The sequence below is a fragment of the Lysobacter brunescens genome, from assembly GCF_042677005.1.
In the GTDB taxonomy this organism is placed as follows: domain Bacteria; phylum Pseudomonadota; class Gammaproteobacteria; order Xanthomonadales; family Xanthomonadaceae; genus Lysobacter_I; species Lysobacter_I brunescens.
In genome coordinates, this window is sequence record NZ_JBHTIF010000003.1 from 300,754 (window position 1) to 317,942 (window position 17,189).

The following is a 17,189-nucleotide window of genomic DNA, read 5'->3' on the forward strand; positions in this document are numbered from 1 at the left end:
CATGCACCTGCTCGCCCTCGGCACATTCGTCTTCCAGCTGACCACGCTCCCGATCGAGCAGCTGCGCCGCACCCGTGACTTCCGCCACCCCACGGTCGAGCGCGTGGGCGCGCGGCCGGCCTCGCAGTACGCCGGCCCGGGCGAGGAAAAGATCACCCTCGGCGGTGCCATGCCCATCGAATTCAGCGGCGGCATGCTGCCGATCGACACCCTGGCCGCCATCGCCAACAGCGGCGAATCCCGCGAGCTGGTCACCGGCTACGGCGAGGTGCTGGGCAGCTTCGTGGTCACCAACTTCAGCGAGAGTCACCGGGGCCTGATGCACGACGGCATGCCGCGCCTAGTCGAGTTCGACATCGACCTGCTGCGCGTGGACGACCCGACGGAATACGCATGAGCCAGAACACGCAGCCGCGCTCCGCCTACCGCCTCACCATCGACGGGCAGGACATCACCGGGCGCGTGCGGCCCATCCTGTCGTCCCTCAGCATCAGCGACCGCCAGCGCGGCGAGGCTGACGAGCTGGAGATCCGCCTCGACGATACCGACGGCAAGATCGAGATCCCGCGCAAGGGCGTGGTGTGCCGCGTCGCGATCGGCTGGGAAGGGCAGGCGCTGGTCGACAAGGGCGCCTTCGTCGTCGACGAGACCGGCCACGAAGGCCCGCCCGACACCGTGGTGATCCGCGCCCGCTCCGTCGACTTGACCAACCAGGCGCGCAACCGCCGCAACCGCAGCTGGCACCAGACCACGCTGGGCGCCGTCATCAGGGACCTCGCCGCATCTCAGGGCCTGCAGCCGCGCATCTCGGCCGACCTCGCGCAGATCCCGGTGGCGCACCTCGACCAGGTGGGCGAGTCCGACGTGAACCTGATGACGCGGCTCGCGAAGCAGCACGACGCCACCGCCACCGTGAAGGGCCGCGCGCTGATCTTCCTGCGCATCGGCAAGGGCACTACGGCCAGTGGCGCAGCACTGCCCGGCTTCACGATCGAGCGCAGCAACTGCGGCCGGCACAACGTCACCTTCGCCGACCGCGACCGCTTCAGCGGCGTGCACGCCGAGTGGCACGACAAGGCCAGCGGCACGCGCAAGAAGGTGCAGGTGGGCGACGGCAAGAACAGCAAGGGCCTGCGCCGCGTCTACCACAGCGAGAGCGAGGCCCGGCAGCATGCCGACGCCGAGTACCGCAAGCACCAGCGCGGCGAAGCGCGCATGAGCGTCACGCTGTCACGCGGCGACGCTAACCTCTCCGCCGAGATGATCGGCCGTGCACGCGGCTGGCGGCCCGAGATCGACAGCATCCGCTGGCTGGCCGCATCGGTGAATCACACGCTCACCGGCAGTGGCGGTTTCGAGACCACCCTGGAGCTGGAAAAGGCGCCCTGAGCCTGTAGGGTTTTTCCTACACCGCGCCGCGCACTTCCCCGATGGCCCGGCCTGCGCCGCAGGCCTAATCTGTCCCTGTCAGCAACGCCCGCGCATCGATTACGACGCGAAGCCATCCCACGATTCGTCCGATGGTGTCACCGATCGAAGCCATCCACCGGGCGGGCCCCACTCGGGAGAGTGGGGCTGCTGGCAAATCCCGCGCAAAGAAAAACCCCGCCGGAGCGGGGTTTTGAATGAACCTGTCTCGCAGGCTAGGCAGCCTGCAGTTGCCCATGGAACAGTTGCTCCATGTATGGCACGCGCTGATACAGCTTGCTCAGATTTTCCGTCGGGTTCTTCTTGCTTGGGATCGAGGTCAGCACGGGCTCATGTTCGTGATGCTTCGACTGAAGAGCTGTGTGCAGCTGCTTCAGGATCACATCGGCAACGCCGGCGTCGACCATGTACCGGAGGTTCCTGGCGTACTCATTGCTGTAGGCCATGCTGGCCAGCGAGATCTTCAGCATGATCGAGCGAACGCGGTCTTGCTCTTCTTTCGACAGCGCGTCATAAGCGGTCTTCTTGCCTTTCCGTCGCCCTGTGTCCGCATGCTCGGAAGCCATCGCTGCAAGATCAGGGTTGTTCGCGATCTCGTACAGGAACTTGCTGGACAAGGCCATGGTGGCGATGTTTGAAACGTACTGCTTCAGGTTGTGTGATGCGCTCTTGTCGTCGAGCAGAACATCGCAATCCTTGAGGATGGCTTCGCGGATGTCGTAGCTGTACTGCGTGTTGATGTATTGTTCCCGCGCTTTGTATGCGCTGTAGATTGCGAATCCGGCAAGCAGGGCAATCACTACGGTGGTGGCGATAATTAACATTGACATTCTTGTCTCCAGATAGAACTCGATTAGTCCTTCGTGACCGATTTTTTCAACTTCATCCTTTCAGTATCGTGTTCTAGCTTCTTTACTTTTAAGAAAATATCTCGGGTGTCCGGGGATTTCAGCAGGGAAGCTTCAAGCTTTTTGATCAACAAGCGATAGCATAGCCAAGAGAGGAAGGCTACTAATCCGATGACCGATAGCAATGAAATTAAAGGATAGGCAGCGCCGGCTGCTACAAGCACCGCCTCCACCCCATCGGGTGGCAACGGTTGGGTGGGTATAGGCAAATCTTGCACCAGCTAGCTCCTCCGTTGAGCGCAGCGCGTTGGCAGTCTTGTGCGATTGCGACCGGGGGATCGCATTGTTCTGGGCTGGCATCACCGGTGCAGACTCATGGGGGGTCTCATCTGCAAAGCCGGTCGGTGCCGGGATGGGGGAACGGTAATCCTTAAAGGCAAGCCCAACAAGGGGTTTCTGACCTCTAGGGGCACATTTTTGGTCAATTGGGCACATTTTGTACCTTGGCGGGGCCTGATTTGCGCGGTGCAGTGCCTAACGATAGGCCCTGTCAATTGTGGTGGTCCGAGCCATCTACGCAGGTAGACCATCCCTGAAAGGCCGAGTTCCCAAACCCTCAGTGAGATTGATCCGATAGCAACCCGCCCGGGGAAAGCGCCTGGGCATGGACGGGTGAAACCCGTTGACCACAGATCAGTTCTGTAGTGGTAACGTCGCTCGGCGCTGGTAATGGCGCATTCACATAACTGCAAGGAGCTGAAGCATGTCTCGCTACCAACCGTTTGCTGTCGTTGCCCTTGGCCTGGCCATTTTGTCGGTGCCTTCATTTGCTCACGCCTGTTGCCCTTCCGGTGGAAACACGGACCCCAAGCCGGCGTTGGGGCTCGGCCAGGAATACCCGTCTGCGGCCAATGAATCGATCGACCCGAACTGGCGCGTCTACAACTTCGAGCGTGACGGGATTCATTATCTGCAGGTCAACGACAGCAATGGTGTTGTGCGTGCAGCCGTAGGCCGGATTGCAGACACGATGTGGGTTCTGCCTCTGGGTAGCGATGCTGACCGCGTCAACACCGACAGTATCAGCGCTGGGCTTCTCATCTACAGCGACGAGACGATCGAAGTCCGCCGCTATCAGACGCCAAACGGGGATGCCTGGTTGATCGGTCCGAATGATCGATAAGCCTCCAGTGTGTCCGTGTCAGGCAAAAGAACACTGATCTGATGCCCTCGGCGGCGCCAGCTGGCGCCGTTTCGAGTTTGAACGCGATTATCGATGTCGATCTCTGACATCGACGACGCCATGGTTGCATTCAGCCGCCCGCCGCCTACAGCCTCGATGCACAGGTAGATTCCCCGTGATCTCTTGGCAATCCAGACGCGTGCATGCACTCGATAACCGGCAGGGTGCGCGGCTGATAGAACCCCGATGGCGCTACTGATGGTGCGGTACGCGGTGAGTTGAGCATCCGTCGATAGAAGCTTTGGCTGCCCCTTGAGGCGAAAGCGTACCTCGCTGCCACCGGCGACGATGACGGGGAAGGAGGACGACTGTAGTGCGTGATACAAGCCCTCGGACAAGATCGAAACAGGATAAAGGGCGCTGTTGTGGGCCTCGAAGAATTGAGGCTGCATGACCCACGCGCGGATGACTTCTTCCGCAGCCGAGTGGTTGCCTTCTGCACGCAGACGGGCGACGAGCTGGGCTTGCGCTTCTTCGATCTGGTTCTGGCACTGCATGAGGAACATGACGCGGTCGCGCATCTGCTGCTCCGTGTCGATGATCCCCAGGCGCGCTATACGCTTGGCCTTTTCCTCGGCAATGCCGAGGCGGCGCAGTGCTTCGAAATGACGCGAAAACAACTCGCCGCTGATGATCAGAATTGTTGCGAAAAAAGCCAAGACTAACTGAGCATTGAAAGTCGTCGTGTTGTGGTCGCCAAGCTTGCTCAAGTCAGGGATGCTCAGCCCGATTGCAACGTTGGTCATCGTGACGCCAATGGCTGCACCGCGCCAGCCATGCACGGCACTCAGCGCCATGGCGGGCGTGATCAACACCAGTAGCAGGACCACACGGAGCGAGTTTTCCATATTCGGCGCAGCCATCAGGCCAAGAAAGAGGCCCAGAACGATCACGCCGGCAAGCCCGACATCCCGTACGAAGTTGCTGACGACCGGCTCGGCTTCCCTCGCCCGGTCATAGACCAGGATAGGCGGGACGATGACGAGCATGCCCAGGTAGTAGCCTGCAGCCCACCGCAAGAAGATTTCCAGCGTCACGGGCTGCGGCATGGTGAATGCATTGATGGTCTGCATCCACAAGGCGGTCCAGATTGCCATGGCCGCGAAGATGACGGGCTGCCAGAGCCCGGCCTTCGAGAATTTGGGGATGAACAATCGGCTGATGAACGGGATGATGGAAATCAGTGGCAAGAGCAGTATCGATGCCACGATCGCACCGATGACCTGTTCGTCGTTTGTCGCCTGCGGTATGCGCAGGTACATGACCGCAGCAGCATCGCCGATGAATACGTAAGGCCACAGCCGATACCGCAGCAGCAGCAGGCTGGCGGCCCGGATGCCTGCGGGCAGGTACCACTGGTCAAACGAAAGGTGCCAAAGGCCCACGAAGAGTGCGGCGTAAATGAAGCTGGTTAGCAGGCCGCGCAGCACGGCCACAATATCGATGCGCAACAAGTCCATTTCCCCCGTTCCGTGCCGCTCGGTACCCCCTGGCGGCTCCCTGTTGTCAACTTTATAGCACCGCGATCACGACCCCCAGAATCTGCAGCCCTGCAAGATCTGACAGGTACACGTCGCGCGAGTCGCCGCCGCGCCCCGGGCCGGCCAACGTCCAGTGGTCCTTGCGGATGAGGATGCGGCGGATGTCGGCGCGGCCGTTGAGCGTGTAGGCGTAGACCTCGCCGTCGGTCACCTGCTCGCGCGTGCAGCGCGACACGTCCAGCGCGACGGCGGCGCCGCGTGCGATGGCGGGTTCCATGGCGGCGGTGGGCATCAGGCCCCAGCGCACCGCGTCCAGCGGCACCGCGCCGGCCTTGGCGCGCACGATGAAGTCGGGGAACAGCGCGAACAGCGGCGCATCCAGCGCGCCCAGCTGGGGCACGCGTTCCAGGCGCAGGTGGCCCGGCGGCGGCTCGCTGCTGCTCCGCGCCGGCAGCGGCGCGGCGCCAGCGGGCAGGGCGTCGGCATGGCGGCGTGCCAGGTCGCGCATCACCCAGGCGCGCTCGCGCGGGGCCAGGCTGCGGAAGGCCTGCAGCAATGCGGTCTCCTGCGGCGTTTTCGCGCTGGGCTGGCCGGTGAGCACATAGCCCACGTCCATGCCGTGCGCGGCGGCGTCGATCAGCACGGCGCTGTTGGGCAGGTTCCTGCCCGCCTCGAAGTTGGCCACGGCATTGCGCGAGACGCCGATCAGTTCGGCCCAGCCGGAGGCTGTGTGCCCCAGCGCCACGCGCTCGGCCTTCATGCGTTCGCCGGGCGTAGCGGGTACCGGTTGGGCGATGTAGGCGGGCCGGTCCTCTTCGCCGACTGCCAAGTTAACTGTGCACGCCGCATCGGCTGCTGCCTGCGCCTCATAGCCATTCCGGCCTAATTCGGCGACGCGCTGACCTGTAACCAAAAAGTGAACGTCGTATCCCAAGCGCGCCAGAGAGAAAAGTACCTCTGCACTTGGCGAATACCTGCCTTTTTCAAGGCGATTGACGTGCCCCTGACTCAGGCCGGTTGCATCGGCGACAGAGGCCTGCGTGATGCCCAAGCGCAACCGTTCGTCGCGAAGTCGCGCAGCCAAAGCTTCGCCCTCTTGACGTATGACGTATTCGTCAATACCTTTCCGGTCCATGGACGATTTTATCCCCAATTGTCCCAATCAGGACGCACACCCCATGACTTACGCGAAACAGGCAAAGCGCAGGACAGCCGCGAAAAACAGCCGAAAGGCCGCAGCGACCAAGCCCGAGCCCGCCAACGCACCCCGCACCATCCGCTGCACCCGCGTGGTCAGCCGCGACGAAGCGCGTGCCAAGTTGATTGCGCAGGGCCTGACGGTGTCGCAGTGGGCCAAACAGAACGGCGTGCCCTACGACACCGCCCGCAAGGTGCTGCAGGGCCACAACACCGGCAAGTTCGGTGCGGCCCACAAGGTCGCCGTGCTGCTCAGCCTGAAGCGGGGCACGGCTGTCCTGGCATGAACAAGCCGGCCGCCAGCCACTTCCGGATGACGTGCCCGCACTGCGAGGCGCCCGCCCGGGTCCGCGACAGCCGCGAGCAATCCACGCTCGTCCGCGCGCTGATCTTCCAGTGCACCAACTGGGAATGCGGCCACGTCTTCGCCGCGCTGCTGTCGGTCGAACGCACCATCTCGCCCTCTGCCATCCCCAAGCCCGACGTCGTGCTGCCGCTGTCGCAGCACATCCGCAGCGACGTGCTGCTGCGCCAACTCGACATGTTCCCAAAGGAGCAACCATGAACAGCTTCGACAAGTTCCTTGCCATCTGCGTGATCTGCGCCGCCAGCATGCTCGGCGGATTCTTCATCGGCTGGTCCGCCCTCGCGTTCGGCGCCGCCGGCATCGGCTTCGTGGCCCTGGCGAAGGAGTCGGGCAGCCATGAATGAAGAACTGCGCGCCGCCGCGCTGCACGCGGCCACGGCCTTCTACGACGAACACGCGGCCCAGTACCTCAGCCGCGACGAAGACACGCTGCAGGCCCTGTGCGGCGACTACATCGCCAACCGCTACGGCATCAGCACCCGCGAAGGGCAGGGCATCGCCATGACAGCCCGCGCCGACATGCTCAGTGCCGGCGCCGAGGGCTTCATCGACCTGGACCGCTGCACCTCGAGCATGGTCGTGATCCGCGACACCGCGCAGGACCGCGTGCGGATGGTGCCGGTGACGAAGCTGTTGGCGATCAGCCGCGAAGGCGGTGTGGAATGAAGAGGCAGATAGGGACATCAAGGTTTCAACTGCTTGCGTTTTTGCTTGCGGCCTCTGCCACTCCGGTTTTGCCAACGCCCGCGACATCTCCCAAAAAGCCTCAGCCATGCCGTGACGAAGAAGACATCAGTGCACGTCAGAGGAAGCGGCAGGCAAAGCTCGCCAGGCGCGCAGCAAAGCATGCGGGTGATGCGAAGGCAGAACGCGAAGGCGGTGTGGCGTGAAGACCCGAATCCACGATTGGTTCGACACCAAGCGCAACCGTGTCATGTACGGATTCCAGGTGCACACGGCAGACGGCTGGAAGAACGTGGCCGAAGACGGCAAGCCCTGCATCTATACCTGCCCGGAACAGCGCGACGCGAAGCGTGCCGAATACCGCCGCCGCAAAGCGATCCGCAATACCAACTTCAGCGCCAACTGACCCGACGAACACACCCGCATGCGCCCAGACCTGCACGCTGAAATCACCCGCCGCCTTGTGGCCGAGTACGGCTTCAAGACGCACGGCCGGTGGCTGCAAAAGGGCAAGTGCCCGGAGTGCGGGCATTCGGAGATGTACACCAGCGCGGAAAAGCCGTGGATGCTGCGCTGCGGCCGGGCCAACAACTGCGGCGCGGAGATCAAGGTCAAGGATGTCTTCAGCGACCTGTTCGAGAGCTGGTCCGACAGGTACGTGGCTACCGAGACCGATCCGACGGCGGCGGCCGATGCCTACCTGCAGTTCAACCGCGGGTTCTGCCTCAACCGCCTGCGGGGCCTGTATACGCAGGACGTGTATGCGCCGCGCGACCTGGGCATCAGCAGTGCCACGGTGCGCTTCGCGCTGCCCGGCGGCAGCTACTGGGAGCGCATCATCGACCGCCCGGAGCGGTTCGGGAAGCGCAAGGCGAACTTCGGCTACGGCACCGCGTACCAGGGGCTGTGGTGGGAGATGCCGGACACGGTGCAGATGCCGAACGAGCTGTGGCTGGCCGAGGGCATCTTCAAGGCGATTGCGCTGGAGTTGAACGGCATACCCGCCCGCGCGCTGCTGTCGTGCGTGAACTACCCGGAGAAGGCCCTGCAGGCGCTGGCCGCGCAGTGCCGCGAAGCCAACGTGCCGCGCCCGAAGCTGGTGTGGGCGCTGGACGACGACGAGGCCGGCAAGCGCTACACGCTGGAGTTCGTGGAGCGCGCTCGCAAGGATGGCTGGGAGTGCGATGCGGCGCAGCCGCCGGCAGGGAAGGGTGGCGAGAAGCTGGACTGGGACGAGCTGCACGCACGCGGGCGCATGGCCGCGAAGGACGTGGAGGAATACCGGCATCTGGGCGCGCTGCTGATCGCGAAGACGCCGCGTGCCAAGGGCAAGCTGATCCACAAGCGCAGCCGCCGCAACGCGTTCCACTTCGAGTTCCGCGACCGCCTGTTCTGGTTCGCCTACGACCCGGCCAAGGCCGAGAAGGCACGCGGCACCAGCACCGCCGACGAGGCCGAGGATGCCGACGACGAAGCCGGCGAGGCCGCCACCACCGAGGACGCCGACGCCCAGGCGATCACCGTCACCGAGATCTGCAACGTGCACCCGGTGCCGCTGTACTACATGCGCAACGACCTGACCGATGAAGCCTGGTACCAGTTCCGCGTGAACGTGCCGTGGCGCAAGGCGCCGATGCGCACCAGCTTCACCGCGCTGCAGCTGAGCAGCGCGCCCGAGTTCTGCAAGCGCCTGATCCACTCGATTGCCGGCGCCGACTTCTACGGGTCGCCCTCGATGCTCAAGGCCTACTACCGCGAGACGTGCAGGGACCTGAAGGAAGTGAAGACCATCGACTTCATCGGCTACAGCGCCGAGCACAAATGCTACGTGTTCAGCGATTACGCGGTGAAGGACGGCGTGGTGTACCCGATCAACGCCGACGAATACTTCGAGATGGGCCGGCTGTCGATCAAGACCCTGACGGCCAGCCTGAAGCTGGCGATGAATCCGGACCTGAAGGCCTTCCGCACCGACTGGGTAGACGCTCTGTGGCGCTGCTACGGCCCCAATGGGCTGATCGCGCTGGCGTACTGGCTGGGCAGCCTGTTCGCCGAGCAGATCCGCGCGGCACACGAGATGTTCCCCTTCCTCGAAATGTCGGGCGCACCCGGCGCCGGCAAGTCCGCGCTGATCGCGCTGCTGTGGAAGCTGGTGGGCCGCACGGGCTATGAAGGCATCGACCCGACCAAGTCCACGCTGGCGGGCCGCTCGCGCACGTTCCTGCAGACCAGCAACATCCCGGTGGTGCTGGTGGAGGCCGACCGCGCCGACGAGAAGAGCCGCGAGAAGCCCTACGACTTCGACGAACTCAAGCCGCTGCTCAATGGCCGGTTCGGCCGCGCCATCGGCGTGAAGACCGCCGGCACCAACGACACCTACGAACCGCCGTTTCGCGCCTCGATCGTGATCGAGCAGAACGCCCAGGTGACCGGCTCGCAGGCGCTGCTGGAGCGCATCATCTACACCCACTACGACAAGAGCCGACACACGCCCGAGAACCGCCGGCACGCGCACGCGCTGAACGCGTTGACCGTGGACGAGCTGTCCGGCTTCGCGCTGCTGGCCGTGCGCAAGGAAAAGCAGCTGCTGGAGATCGTCGCCGCCGAGCGCACCATCTATTCCGAGCAGCTGACCGGCAACGGCGAGGTCACCAACTACCGCATCGCCGACACCCACGCGCTGATGATGGCGCTGGTGGATTGCCTGCGTCTGGTGCTGAAGATCGACGACGCCATGATCGCCGAGACGCACGAGCAACTGCGCGCCACGGCCCGCCAGCGGCAGGAGCTGGTGCAGGACGACCCGCCGGTGGTGGCCGCGTTCTGGGAGCTGTTCGACCACCTGGAAGGCACGGCCATCGGCGCCGACCGCGACGGCCAGCCCGAACGCATCCTGCTGAACCACAGCGGCGACCCGGAACAGATCTGGATCAACCTGCCGCACTTCGAGCAGGTGGTGAACAGCCGCCGCCTGACCATGCCCTGCGACCTCATCACCCTGAAGCGCGAGTTGCCGAAGAGCACGTCGCGCAAGTTCGTGACCGCCAACGCCAAGAATCGCAGCGCGATCACCGGTTACACGAAATCGGTGTGGGTGTTCAAGGCGCCGCGTAACTGACCCACCCACCAAAGGAGTGTGACATGGACCAGCACCAGCAGCGCGCCCGACTCTTGAGCGACGACGCCATCAAGCAGGAATTGAAGCGTCTGGAGCGCGAGAAAAAGGACGCGCAGAAATACAAGAAGTCGCTCATCGACGAGTTGCGCTTCCGCAAGCAGCACACCCATCCGGAAGGCGAATGACAGCGGCAGCCCCGGCGGTGCGAGGTCGCAACTCGCACCCTCGGGGCACCTCTCCACCACGAGAACCCAGCTCACCAAGGAGTACTGCTATGAACAGCACTGACCAAGCGAGTCACCTGGATGGCTTCAAGGCAACCACCGGGGCTGCCGGCGGGGACTGTAGCACCGGGGACAACACCGTCCAATCGGAAGACAAGGCCGCCGCCTACCTGCGCGCACGGCTGACCGTGATGATGGCCAGCCGCAACCGCCTGCAGGCGGAGCTGGAGGAGCACCGCGCCCGCGCCGCCATGCACCGGGCCTGCCCGGCCGGCAGCGACGAGTCCGCACGGCTGGCGCTGTGTGCCGACTACGATGGCGACCGCATCCGCGACACGATCGAGAGCGTGAGCGGGCGCATCAACGACTTCATGCAGCGCCACCCGGAGCTGGAAGGCGAGACCCACTACCTGCGGCTGATGGTCTGCCGCACCGGGAACCGCCATAAGTACATCGCCCAGGTGCAGCAGGTGACTGAGGCGATGGCGAAGCATTCGCCGGATGCGGCGGCCCGCGCCCTTGTGCTGGTAGCCGAGCGGCATACCACCCCGCGCGGCGTGCGCACGTTGTGCGGTGACCTGCAGGCCACGGTGCGGCATGCCCATGCCGATGTACTGGCCGACGAAGCGCCGCACGCCCGCGTGACGTTCGAGATCGGGCACAACACCATCACCGCATCGGTGGCCTTGAACATGGGCAGCACCGTGAGCGCATCGCGCACCTGGTGCCGCAGCGGCAACGTCAGCTGGAACAGCACCGAGCGCGACTTCGCGCAGCGCAGCCCCAACCTGGGCGCCGAACTGGCCGAGTTCGTCGACGGCATCGACCTGCCCATGCGCGTCGCCGACATGCTGCCCGTGCGCCGCCACGGCACCGACACCGCCGCCCAAGCCGCCGCCGCCAAGGCCCTCGCGCAGGGCTGACGCCCACCCACCCGCAACGCCTTCCCGTGCCTGGTCACCCAGGCGCGCTCGATCCCCGCGCCCATGCGGCGCCATTCACCGGAGAAACCCCGATGTACATCAACCCCGGCTTCATCGAGCTGAAGATCTCGCCGACCACCAGCAGTGCCTTCTACCCGCAACCGCAGACCGACCAGACCACCGGCGAACCGATCGCGTGCATGCCCATCGTGGTGCACCCGCCGATGCATGCAGGCACCACCAGCCCCAGCCCGGGGCCGAGCCGCATCAAGGTGCGGGCGTTCTCTCCGGGCTTAACGGAGCTGGAAAGTGTCCACTACGGCTACATCTGCTGGGTGAACCACGACGGCAGCCTGACGCGCGGCGCCGCACTCTATGCCGACCTGGACCACGAAATCGAGGGTCCCGACGCGGTGGTGATCGAGAAGATTGAAACGGTCTTGCCGATCGGCGTGCAGCTGCTCGGCTTCAGCGATCAGGCCGGCAGCGACCGCTGACCACACACCCCGCACCGCCCCGGCGGTCGCAACGCCGGGGCGCCGTGCAACATCACGGAGAACCCACCATGTTGATCCTCACCCGCAAGACCGGCGAAGCCGTCTACATCGGCGACCACATCGTGCTGCGCGTTGTCGCCAAGGCCGGCCGCACCGTGACCTTCGACATCGATGCGCCTGCCGGCACGCAGATCCGCTTCGGCGAATCCGCGCTGAAAACCCCGACACCCGCCTTCGTCGTCATCCGCGGCGAAACCTTCAAGATCATGCAGCCCAACGGCGTGTGGTGCGACATCACCGTCTTTCCGCACAACGCCATCCGCTCGCACCTGAGCCTCGGCTTCCACGCCCCCCGCCTGCTGCCCGTGCACCGCGAGGAAGTCGCGAAGCGCATCGCCAAGGGCATCCCGCCGCGTCGCGCCGGCATCGCGCACCTGGCCGCCGTCGGGCTGATGGTGTCGCTGCTGTCCGGCTGCGCCACCGGCCGCGAGTTGAACGGCGCGTGGTCGCTGACCATGGGCCGCTACGGTACCTGCCGCGTGATCGAGCACCGCGCGAAGACCGACCAGCTGGACACCCACACGACGTGGCGCGGCGAAGGCTGCGCCACCGTGGACGCCGAACGCGAAGCGGGCGGGGCGGAGGTGTCGCCATGAGCTGGCATATCAGCAGCGCGGGGGCTGCGGTGATACTGAATGCGCTGAGGGGTGCCATGGGGGACGCGCGACATACGTTCTTCGCGGACGGAGTTCCTACCAGCGTGCAGGCCTTCTTCAATGTTCATGGCCACGACCTCGAAGGATTGCTGGCAGGCATGGCGGAGGAGCGCACCCAAACATCGGTGCCCAATGCATACGACGTTCTGCAGATCGCGCACCGCATCGATGTAAGCGGATCGGCAGATGCGCCCGCACTGCGGCGGCTGGCGGACTGGATGATCGCGCAGGCCTCGCCGCCGTCTCCGGTGTCCATGGGCGTGGACTTCGCCGAGGGCGTCACGATCGACGCGGAGGAATCGCTCAAGGCGTTGGGCGATTACATGCTGGAACTCCACAAAGCGTATGCCGCAACGGCATCCGGCTTGTTCATCCAGCGCGACATGGAGCGCGTAGGCCTGTGGTTGAAGACCGTGTCGTCTCACCACGCAACCGCACAGGTCGGCCGCATCAAGCCGTTTCCGGTGCACGGGATGCAGCTTGCCATGGAGGTGGGTCATGGCTGACATCCGCACCTTCCTTTGCACCTGGGAGCAAAGCTGGGACATCGAGGTGAAAATCGCTGTTGACTTCGACATCCTCAAAACCAAGCGGGCTGCGGAGATCAATGCTTTCTGGGTCGATGCCGATAGCCGCCTGGCCTCCTGCGACGACGAGCCGATCAGTACCGTCATCCGGTTGGCCGCTACAGCCGCGATCGATCTTGCTATCTCGAATAGCCATGCCTCGGCTGCGGAGATCGACCGGCTTTTCCATGACTCGGAAGGCTGGGGTGACTACGACTACAACGGCATCCGGATCACGGACGTGGTCGGCCTTCCGCAGGTCGATTTTGAACAAGTGACTGCCGATGAGGTCGACGGATGAAAACCTCCGCCACCCTCGCACACCACATTGCCGCGATCCTCATCCCGCGCGTGGCCGATTGCCGCGCCCCGGACTTCGTGGTCGGTGCCGACAGCCCAGGCGGCGCCTACCTGCGCCGCTGGTACCTCACGCCCTGGCGCCGCCTGCAGGGCCGCCTGCGCGATCGCGCCGAGGCCCAGCCCACGCGCTGGAACCGCGCCACTGCCCGAGTCGTCGGCCTGCTGCCCAACCTCTACCTGCACCAGTTCCTGCGCGACGACGACGACCGCGCCCTGCATGACCACCCGTCCTGGGCGGTGTCGTACATGCTGCGCGGTGGCTACATCGAGCACACCATCGCCGCCGGCGGCATCCACCACCGCACCGCGTACCACGCCGGTTCGCTGCGCTTCCTCGGCACGCGCTTCGCGCATCGGATCGAGCTGTTCAAACAGCCTGCATCCGAACTTGGCCAGCTCTTTCAAAAGGTGGCTGTTTTTTTCGGCATCGGCCTGCAAGTGCCGGCGGAATCGTTGCCCTGCTGGACGCTGTTCCTGTTCGGCCCGACCGTCCGTGACTGGGGCTTCCACTGCCCCGATCGCGGCTGGGTGCACTGGCGCGAGTTCACGAAAGCAGGCAAGCCCGGCGAAGTCGGGCAGGGGTGTGATGCATGATCCCCGCCCGCACTGAATTCGAGATCCGCCACGGCGGCCTGTTCTGCGGGCTGGGCGCGGGTGCCAAGGGCTTCAACCAGGCGCGGCCGGACATCGGCAGCGCATCAGCGCGGTTCCGCTGCGTCGGCGGCATCGACAACGACCCGGCCGCCATCGCCGACTTCGAGCGCATCGCAGGCGTGAAGGGCACCGTGCTGGACCTGTTCGATCGCAACCAGTACATCGCGTTCCACGGCCGCGAGCCGGCGAGCGACTGGCGCGAGGCGACGCCGGCCGACATCCACCGCGCGTTCAACAACGAACACCCGCACGTGGTGTTCCTGTCGGCGCCGTGCAAGGGCTTCTCGGGCCTGATGCCTGAGGGCAAGAGCCGCACCGACAAGTACCAGGCGTTGAACCGCCTGACCCTGCGCGGCATGTGGCTGATGCTGGAGGCGTACAAGGACGACCCGGTCGAGATGATCCTGTTCGAGAACGTGCCGCGCATCGCAACGCGAGGCCGGCATCTGCTCGATCAGATCGTGTCGATGCTGACCCACTACGGCTACGCCGTCGCCGAGACCACGCACGACTGCGGCGAGATGGGCGGGCTGGCGCAAAGCCGCAAGCGCTTCCTGCTGGTGGCGCGGCACCAGGCCAAGGTGCCGCCGTTCCTGTACGAACCTGCACGCCGGCCGCTGCAGGCCGTGGGAACGGTGCTGTCGCGCATGCCGCTGGCAGGTGACGTCGAGCGCGCCGGGCCGATGCATCGCGTGCCGGCGCTGCAGTGGAAGACGTGGGTGCGTCTGGCGTTCGTCGAAGCCGGAAAGGACTGGCGATCGCTCAACCGGCTGGCGATCGAGGATGGCCACCTGCGCGACTACCTGATCGTGCCGGAGCACAGCGAGGCATGGCATCGCAACGTCCTGGGCGTGCGGGACTGGAACGAACCGTCGGGCACCGTCACCGGCAATGCGCGGCCGACCACGGGCGCCTTCTCCGTCGCAGACCCCCGCGCACCCGAAGGCGCGGCGCAGTACTCGCAGTACGGCGTGATGCGGATGGAAGACACGGCGGGCGCGGTGATCGCGGTGAAGTCGCCGGGGCAAGGCACCTTCAGCGTGGCGGACCCGCGCCACGCTGGACCAGCCAAGCACAACAACTGTTTCCGGATCATTCGGACGGATCAGCCATCGGGAACAGTGACCGGAGGCGGACATCCGTCAGCTGGCGGACTGTGCGTGCAGGATCCACGCGCCGCGTGCGGTTTCGAGGGCGCGGGCAAGTACCGCGTGACCGGCTTCGACGAAACCGCTGGCACCGTGATCGCGCGCAGCGACACCGGGCAGGGCGCGTTCGCCGTGGCCGACCCAAGGCCCGCCAACCAGCGCACCACGGGCGACGCCTACCTGACCAATGGCCACTACGGCGTCGTGCCCTGGGAAGCGCCCAGCGGCGCCGTGAGCGCTGCCGCTGGCCACGACAACGGCCGGTGGAGCGTGGCGGATCCGCGCCTGCCTGATGGCGCGCAGCAGCTGGTGTGCGTGATCCGCTCGCTCGACGGCACGTGGCACCGGCCGTTCACCACGCTGGAGCTGGCGGCGCTGCAGTCGCTGGTCGACCCCGAGGAACACCTGGAGCTGCACGGACTGAGCGACCAGGCGTGGCGCGAGCGCATCGGCAACGCGGTGCCGCCTGCCGCAGCGAAGGCCATCGCCGAAGAGATCGGCCGCACGCTTCTGCTCGCGTGGACTGGGCAGACGTTCGCGCTGGGCTCTACGCCGATATGGGTTCGCGATGTCGCGCTGGCACTGACCATGCCCGGCGCAAACGAGTGCGGGAGGTCGTCATGACGCAGATCCACCACACCCATGCCGGCGAGCTGCCGCCGTGTGGCGAGGGCCACCCGGCCCGGCACATCGAGGACCGGCGATCGGCGCAGGCCGGCGGCGGCCACTTCATCGAATGCCAGTGCCGCAAGACCGCGAAGCATCCGACGTTCGAGGAAGCCGCGAAGGAATGGTGCGGCGCCCTGCGCGCGCGCGTGCCGCGCTGGGTGCAGCGCGAGCGCGAGGACGCCAAGGTGCTGCAGTTCGTGCTGCCGCTGGCGGGGAGGAAGCCATGACGGCCGCGAAGATCAAGCCCGGCGCGGTGTTCGTGACCCGCGCCAAGAAGACCCGCACGCCCTCGCGCCGCGTGCTGCTGGTGAAGGACGGCCGCGTCGCCTACAGCAGCGGCGGCGACACCATCCGCTGGTGCTCGCTGCGCTGCTTTCGCCTTTGGCTGGGCCGGTACCAAGTGAAGGCCACGCGGACGCGCAGGGCGCGGACGTTGGCGTTGGATGGGAAGGGGGCAGAACGTGGCTAAGTCATCTGCCTATGTGAACTGGTACGGGAAGGGGCGTGCTCAGAACTGTCGCACGCCACGATCAATGTTCGATCAGCTTCACGCGGAATACGGCTTTACGCTGGACGGCGCAAGCGAGCCAGGCAACGGCCTGCTTCCCTTGGCGTCCACCGCGAAAAAGCCGATCGCTTGGGATGGTCAACGCGTGTTCTGCAACCCGCCCTGGTCGAACATCCGGCCGTTCATCGAGCAGGCTCCGGCTGCGGAGCTGGCCGTCTTCCTGGTTCCAGCTCGGACTAATGTCGCCTGGTTTCATCGCGCGATCGAGCTGGGAGGCAAAGCACGCTTCTTCCAGGGACGGCCTAGTTTCGAGCTGCCCGGGCGCACAAAGAAGTCACACAACAGCCCGGTGGACTGCCTGCTGTTGGTCTTTGAGAGGCCCAAGAGGGCGCGCAGGCGGCCGGCGTGAGGAAAGGACGAAACTGTCCCAATCTGGTTAAGATTGTCCGCACCGGACCATTGCCGGGCCAGACCGTCGCCCATGTGATCGGGGCGGTGCTGGCTTCGGCCCTGCGGGGCGATCTTGACCGATACGAAGGACAACCGGGCCGCGATCTA

The 17,189-nt window shown here is 65.2% G+C and carries 24 protein-coding genes; 20 read left to right on the forward strand and 4 right to left on the reverse strand.

Features of this window, described 5'->3' with window-relative positions; translation table 11 throughout:
- Nucleotide 1 precedes the first annotated feature (1 nt).
- Both ACFQ0E_RS15365 and ACFQ0E_RS15370 read left to right on the forward strand, forming a co-directional pair.
- Complete coding sequence (locus ACFQ0E_RS15365; RefSeq protein WP_386825285.1) at nucleotides 2-397, forward strand: phage tail protein; 396 nt, start codon at nucleotides 2-4, stop codon at nucleotides 395-397.
- Entirely contained in the window at nucleotides 394-1,389 is a 996-nt protein-coding gene (locus ACFQ0E_RS15370; protein WP_386825286.1) for a contractile injection system protein, VgrG/Pvc8 family, read from the forward strand. Before ACFQ0E_RS15365 ends, ACFQ0E_RS15370 begins: the two co-directional genes overlap by 4 nt.
- 254 nt (nucleotides 1,390-1,643) lie before the next feature.
- Here ACFQ0E_RS15370 and ACFQ0E_RS15375 read toward each other — a convergent pair whose 3' ends face one another.
- Nucleotides 1,644-2,252, reverse strand: coding sequence for a hypothetical protein (locus ACFQ0E_RS15375; RefSeq protein WP_386825288.1), 609 nt, complete (start codon nucleotides 2,250-2,252; stop codon nucleotides 1,644-1,646).
- A 29-nt stretch (nucleotides 2,253-2,281) separates the two neighbouring features.
- Nucleotides 2,282-2,554 (reverse strand): hypothetical protein, encoded by a 273-nt coding sequence (locus ACFQ0E_RS15380; protein WP_386825290.1) that lies wholly within the window; start codon nucleotides 2,552-2,554, stop codon nucleotides 2,282-2,284.
- Nucleotides 2,555-3,039: 485 nt separating this feature from the next.
- Here ACFQ0E_RS15380 and ACFQ0E_RS15385 point away from each other — a divergent pair, with 485 nt between their 5' ends.
- The gene (locus ACFQ0E_RS15385) at nucleotides 3,040-3,459 is read left to right on the forward strand and encodes a hypothetical protein (protein ID WP_386825292.1); all 420 of its coding nucleotides are present in this window, start codon (nucleotides 3,040-3,042) and stop codon (nucleotides 3,457-3,459) included.
- Here ACFQ0E_RS15385 and ACFQ0E_RS15390 read toward each other — a convergent pair.
- Entirely contained in the window at nucleotides 3,411-4,979 is a 1,569-nt protein-coding gene (locus ACFQ0E_RS15390; protein ID WP_386825293.1) for an MASE1 domain-containing protein, read from the reverse strand. The genes ACFQ0E_RS15385 and ACFQ0E_RS15390 overlap by 49 nt on opposite strands.
- 52 nt (nucleotides 4,980-5,031) lie before the next feature.
- Nucleotides 5,032-6,135 (reverse strand): helix-turn-helix domain-containing protein, encoded by a 1,104-nt coding sequence (locus ACFQ0E_RS15395; RefSeq protein ID WP_386825295.1) that lies wholly within the window; start codon nucleotides 6,133-6,135, stop codon nucleotides 5,032-5,034.
- Between the two features lie 43 nt (nucleotides 6,136-6,178).
- Here ACFQ0E_RS15395 and ACFQ0E_RS15400 point away from each other — a divergent pair, with 43 nt between their 5' ends.
- From ACFQ0E_RS15400 to ACFQ0E_RS15480, 17 genes are all read left to right on the forward strand, one after another.
- On the forward strand, nucleotides 6,179-6,484 hold the full coding sequence (locus ACFQ0E_RS15400; protein ID WP_386825297.1) for a hypothetical protein: 306 nt from the start codon (nucleotides 6,179-6,181) through the stop codon (nucleotides 6,482-6,484).
- Nucleotides 6,481-6,762, forward strand: coding sequence for an ogr/Delta-like zinc finger family protein (locus tag ACFQ0E_RS15405; RefSeq protein ID WP_386825299.1), 282 nt, complete (start codon nucleotides 6,481-6,483; stop codon nucleotides 6,760-6,762). The genes ACFQ0E_RS15400 and ACFQ0E_RS15405 overlap by 4 nt, the downstream gene beginning before the upstream one ends.
- Nucleotides 6,759-6,908: a hypothetical protein gene (locus tag ACFQ0E_RS15410; RefSeq protein WP_386825301.1), complete on the forward strand. Its 150-nt coding sequence runs from the start codon at nucleotides 6,759-6,761 to the stop codon at nucleotides 6,906-6,908. Before ACFQ0E_RS15405 ends, ACFQ0E_RS15410 begins: the two co-directional genes overlap by 4 nt.
- Complete coding sequence (locus tag ACFQ0E_RS15415; RefSeq protein WP_386825302.1) at nucleotides 6,901-7,230, forward strand: hypothetical protein; 330 nt, start codon at nucleotides 6,901-6,903, stop codon at nucleotides 7,228-7,230. The genes ACFQ0E_RS15410 and ACFQ0E_RS15415 overlap by 8 nt, the downstream gene beginning before the upstream one ends.
- Nucleotides 7,231-7,450: 220 nt before the next feature.
- Nucleotides 7,451-7,654, forward strand: a complete 204-nt coding sequence (locus ACFQ0E_RS15420; protein WP_386825304.1) for a hypothetical protein — start codon at nucleotides 7,451-7,453, stop codon at nucleotides 7,652-7,654.
- 18 nt (nucleotides 7,655-7,672) lie between these two features.
- Nucleotides 7,673-10,366, forward strand: a complete 2,694-nt coding sequence (locus ACFQ0E_RS15425) for a toprim domain-containing protein (protein WP_386825305.1) — start codon at nucleotides 7,673-7,675, stop codon at nucleotides 10,364-10,366.
- Between the two features lie 23 nt (nucleotides 10,367-10,389).
- The gene (locus tag ACFQ0E_RS15430; protein WP_386825307.1) at nucleotides 10,390-10,551 is read left to right on the forward strand and encodes a hypothetical protein; all 162 of its coding nucleotides are present in this window, start codon (nucleotides 10,390-10,392) and stop codon (nucleotides 10,549-10,551) included.
- Between the two features lie 89 nt (nucleotides 10,552-10,640).
- A complete protein-coding gene (locus ACFQ0E_RS15435; protein ID WP_386825309.1) occupies nucleotides 10,641-11,513 on the forward strand; it encodes a hypothetical protein in 873 nt (290 codons plus the stop codon).
- A gap of 92 nt (nucleotides 11,514-11,605) precedes the next feature.
- Entirely contained in the window at nucleotides 11,606-12,010 is a 405-nt protein-coding gene (locus ACFQ0E_RS15440) for a hypothetical protein (RefSeq protein ID WP_386825310.1), read from the forward strand.
- Nucleotides 12,011-12,078: 68 nt separating this feature from the next.
- On the forward strand, nucleotides 12,079-12,666 hold the full coding sequence (locus ACFQ0E_RS15445) for a carbon storage regulator (protein ID WP_386825312.1): 588 nt from the start codon (nucleotides 12,079-12,081) through the stop codon (nucleotides 12,664-12,666).
- On the forward strand, nucleotides 12,663-13,232 hold the full coding sequence (locus tag ACFQ0E_RS15450) for a hypothetical protein (RefSeq protein ID WP_386825314.1): 570 nt from the start codon (nucleotides 12,663-12,665) through the stop codon (nucleotides 13,230-13,232). The genes ACFQ0E_RS15445 and ACFQ0E_RS15450 overlap by 4 nt, the downstream gene beginning before the upstream one ends.
- Nucleotides 13,225-13,593 (forward strand): DUF2528 family protein, encoded by a 369-nt coding sequence (locus tag ACFQ0E_RS15455; protein WP_386825316.1) that lies wholly within the window; start codon nucleotides 13,225-13,227, stop codon nucleotides 13,591-13,593. The genes ACFQ0E_RS15450 and ACFQ0E_RS15455 overlap by 8 nt, the downstream gene beginning before the upstream one ends.
- On the forward strand, nucleotides 13,590-14,246 hold the full coding sequence (locus ACFQ0E_RS15460) for a hypothetical protein (protein WP_386825318.1): 657 nt from the start codon (nucleotides 13,590-13,592) through the stop codon (nucleotides 14,244-14,246). The genes ACFQ0E_RS15455 and ACFQ0E_RS15460 overlap by 4 nt, the downstream gene beginning before the upstream one ends.
- Nucleotides 14,243-16,078 carry a DNA cytosine methyltransferase gene (locus ACFQ0E_RS15465; protein ID WP_386825319.1) on the forward strand — a complete coding sequence of 612 codons (1,836 nt, stop codon included), beginning with the start codon at nucleotides 14,243-14,245 and terminating at the stop codon, nucleotides 16,076-16,078. Before ACFQ0E_RS15460 ends, ACFQ0E_RS15465 begins: the two co-directional genes overlap by 4 nt.
- Entirely contained in the window at nucleotides 16,075-16,350 is a 276-nt protein-coding gene (locus ACFQ0E_RS15470; RefSeq protein ID WP_386825321.1) for a hypothetical protein, read from the forward strand. Before ACFQ0E_RS15465 ends, ACFQ0E_RS15470 begins: the two co-directional genes overlap by 4 nt.
- Nucleotides 16,347-16,592 carry a hypothetical protein gene (locus tag ACFQ0E_RS15475; RefSeq protein WP_386825323.1) on the forward strand — a complete coding sequence of 82 codons (246 nt, stop codon included), beginning with the start codon at nucleotides 16,347-16,349 and terminating at the stop codon, nucleotides 16,590-16,592. Before ACFQ0E_RS15470 ends, ACFQ0E_RS15475 begins: the two co-directional genes overlap by 4 nt.
- Nucleotides 16,567-17,040: a DNA N-6-adenine-methyltransferase gene (locus tag ACFQ0E_RS15480; RefSeq protein ID WP_386825325.1), complete on the forward strand. Its 474-nt coding sequence runs from the start codon at nucleotides 16,567-16,569 to the stop codon at nucleotides 17,038-17,040. Before ACFQ0E_RS15475 ends, ACFQ0E_RS15480 begins: the two co-directional genes overlap by 26 nt.
- Nucleotides 17,041-17,189: the final 149 nt, after the last annotated feature.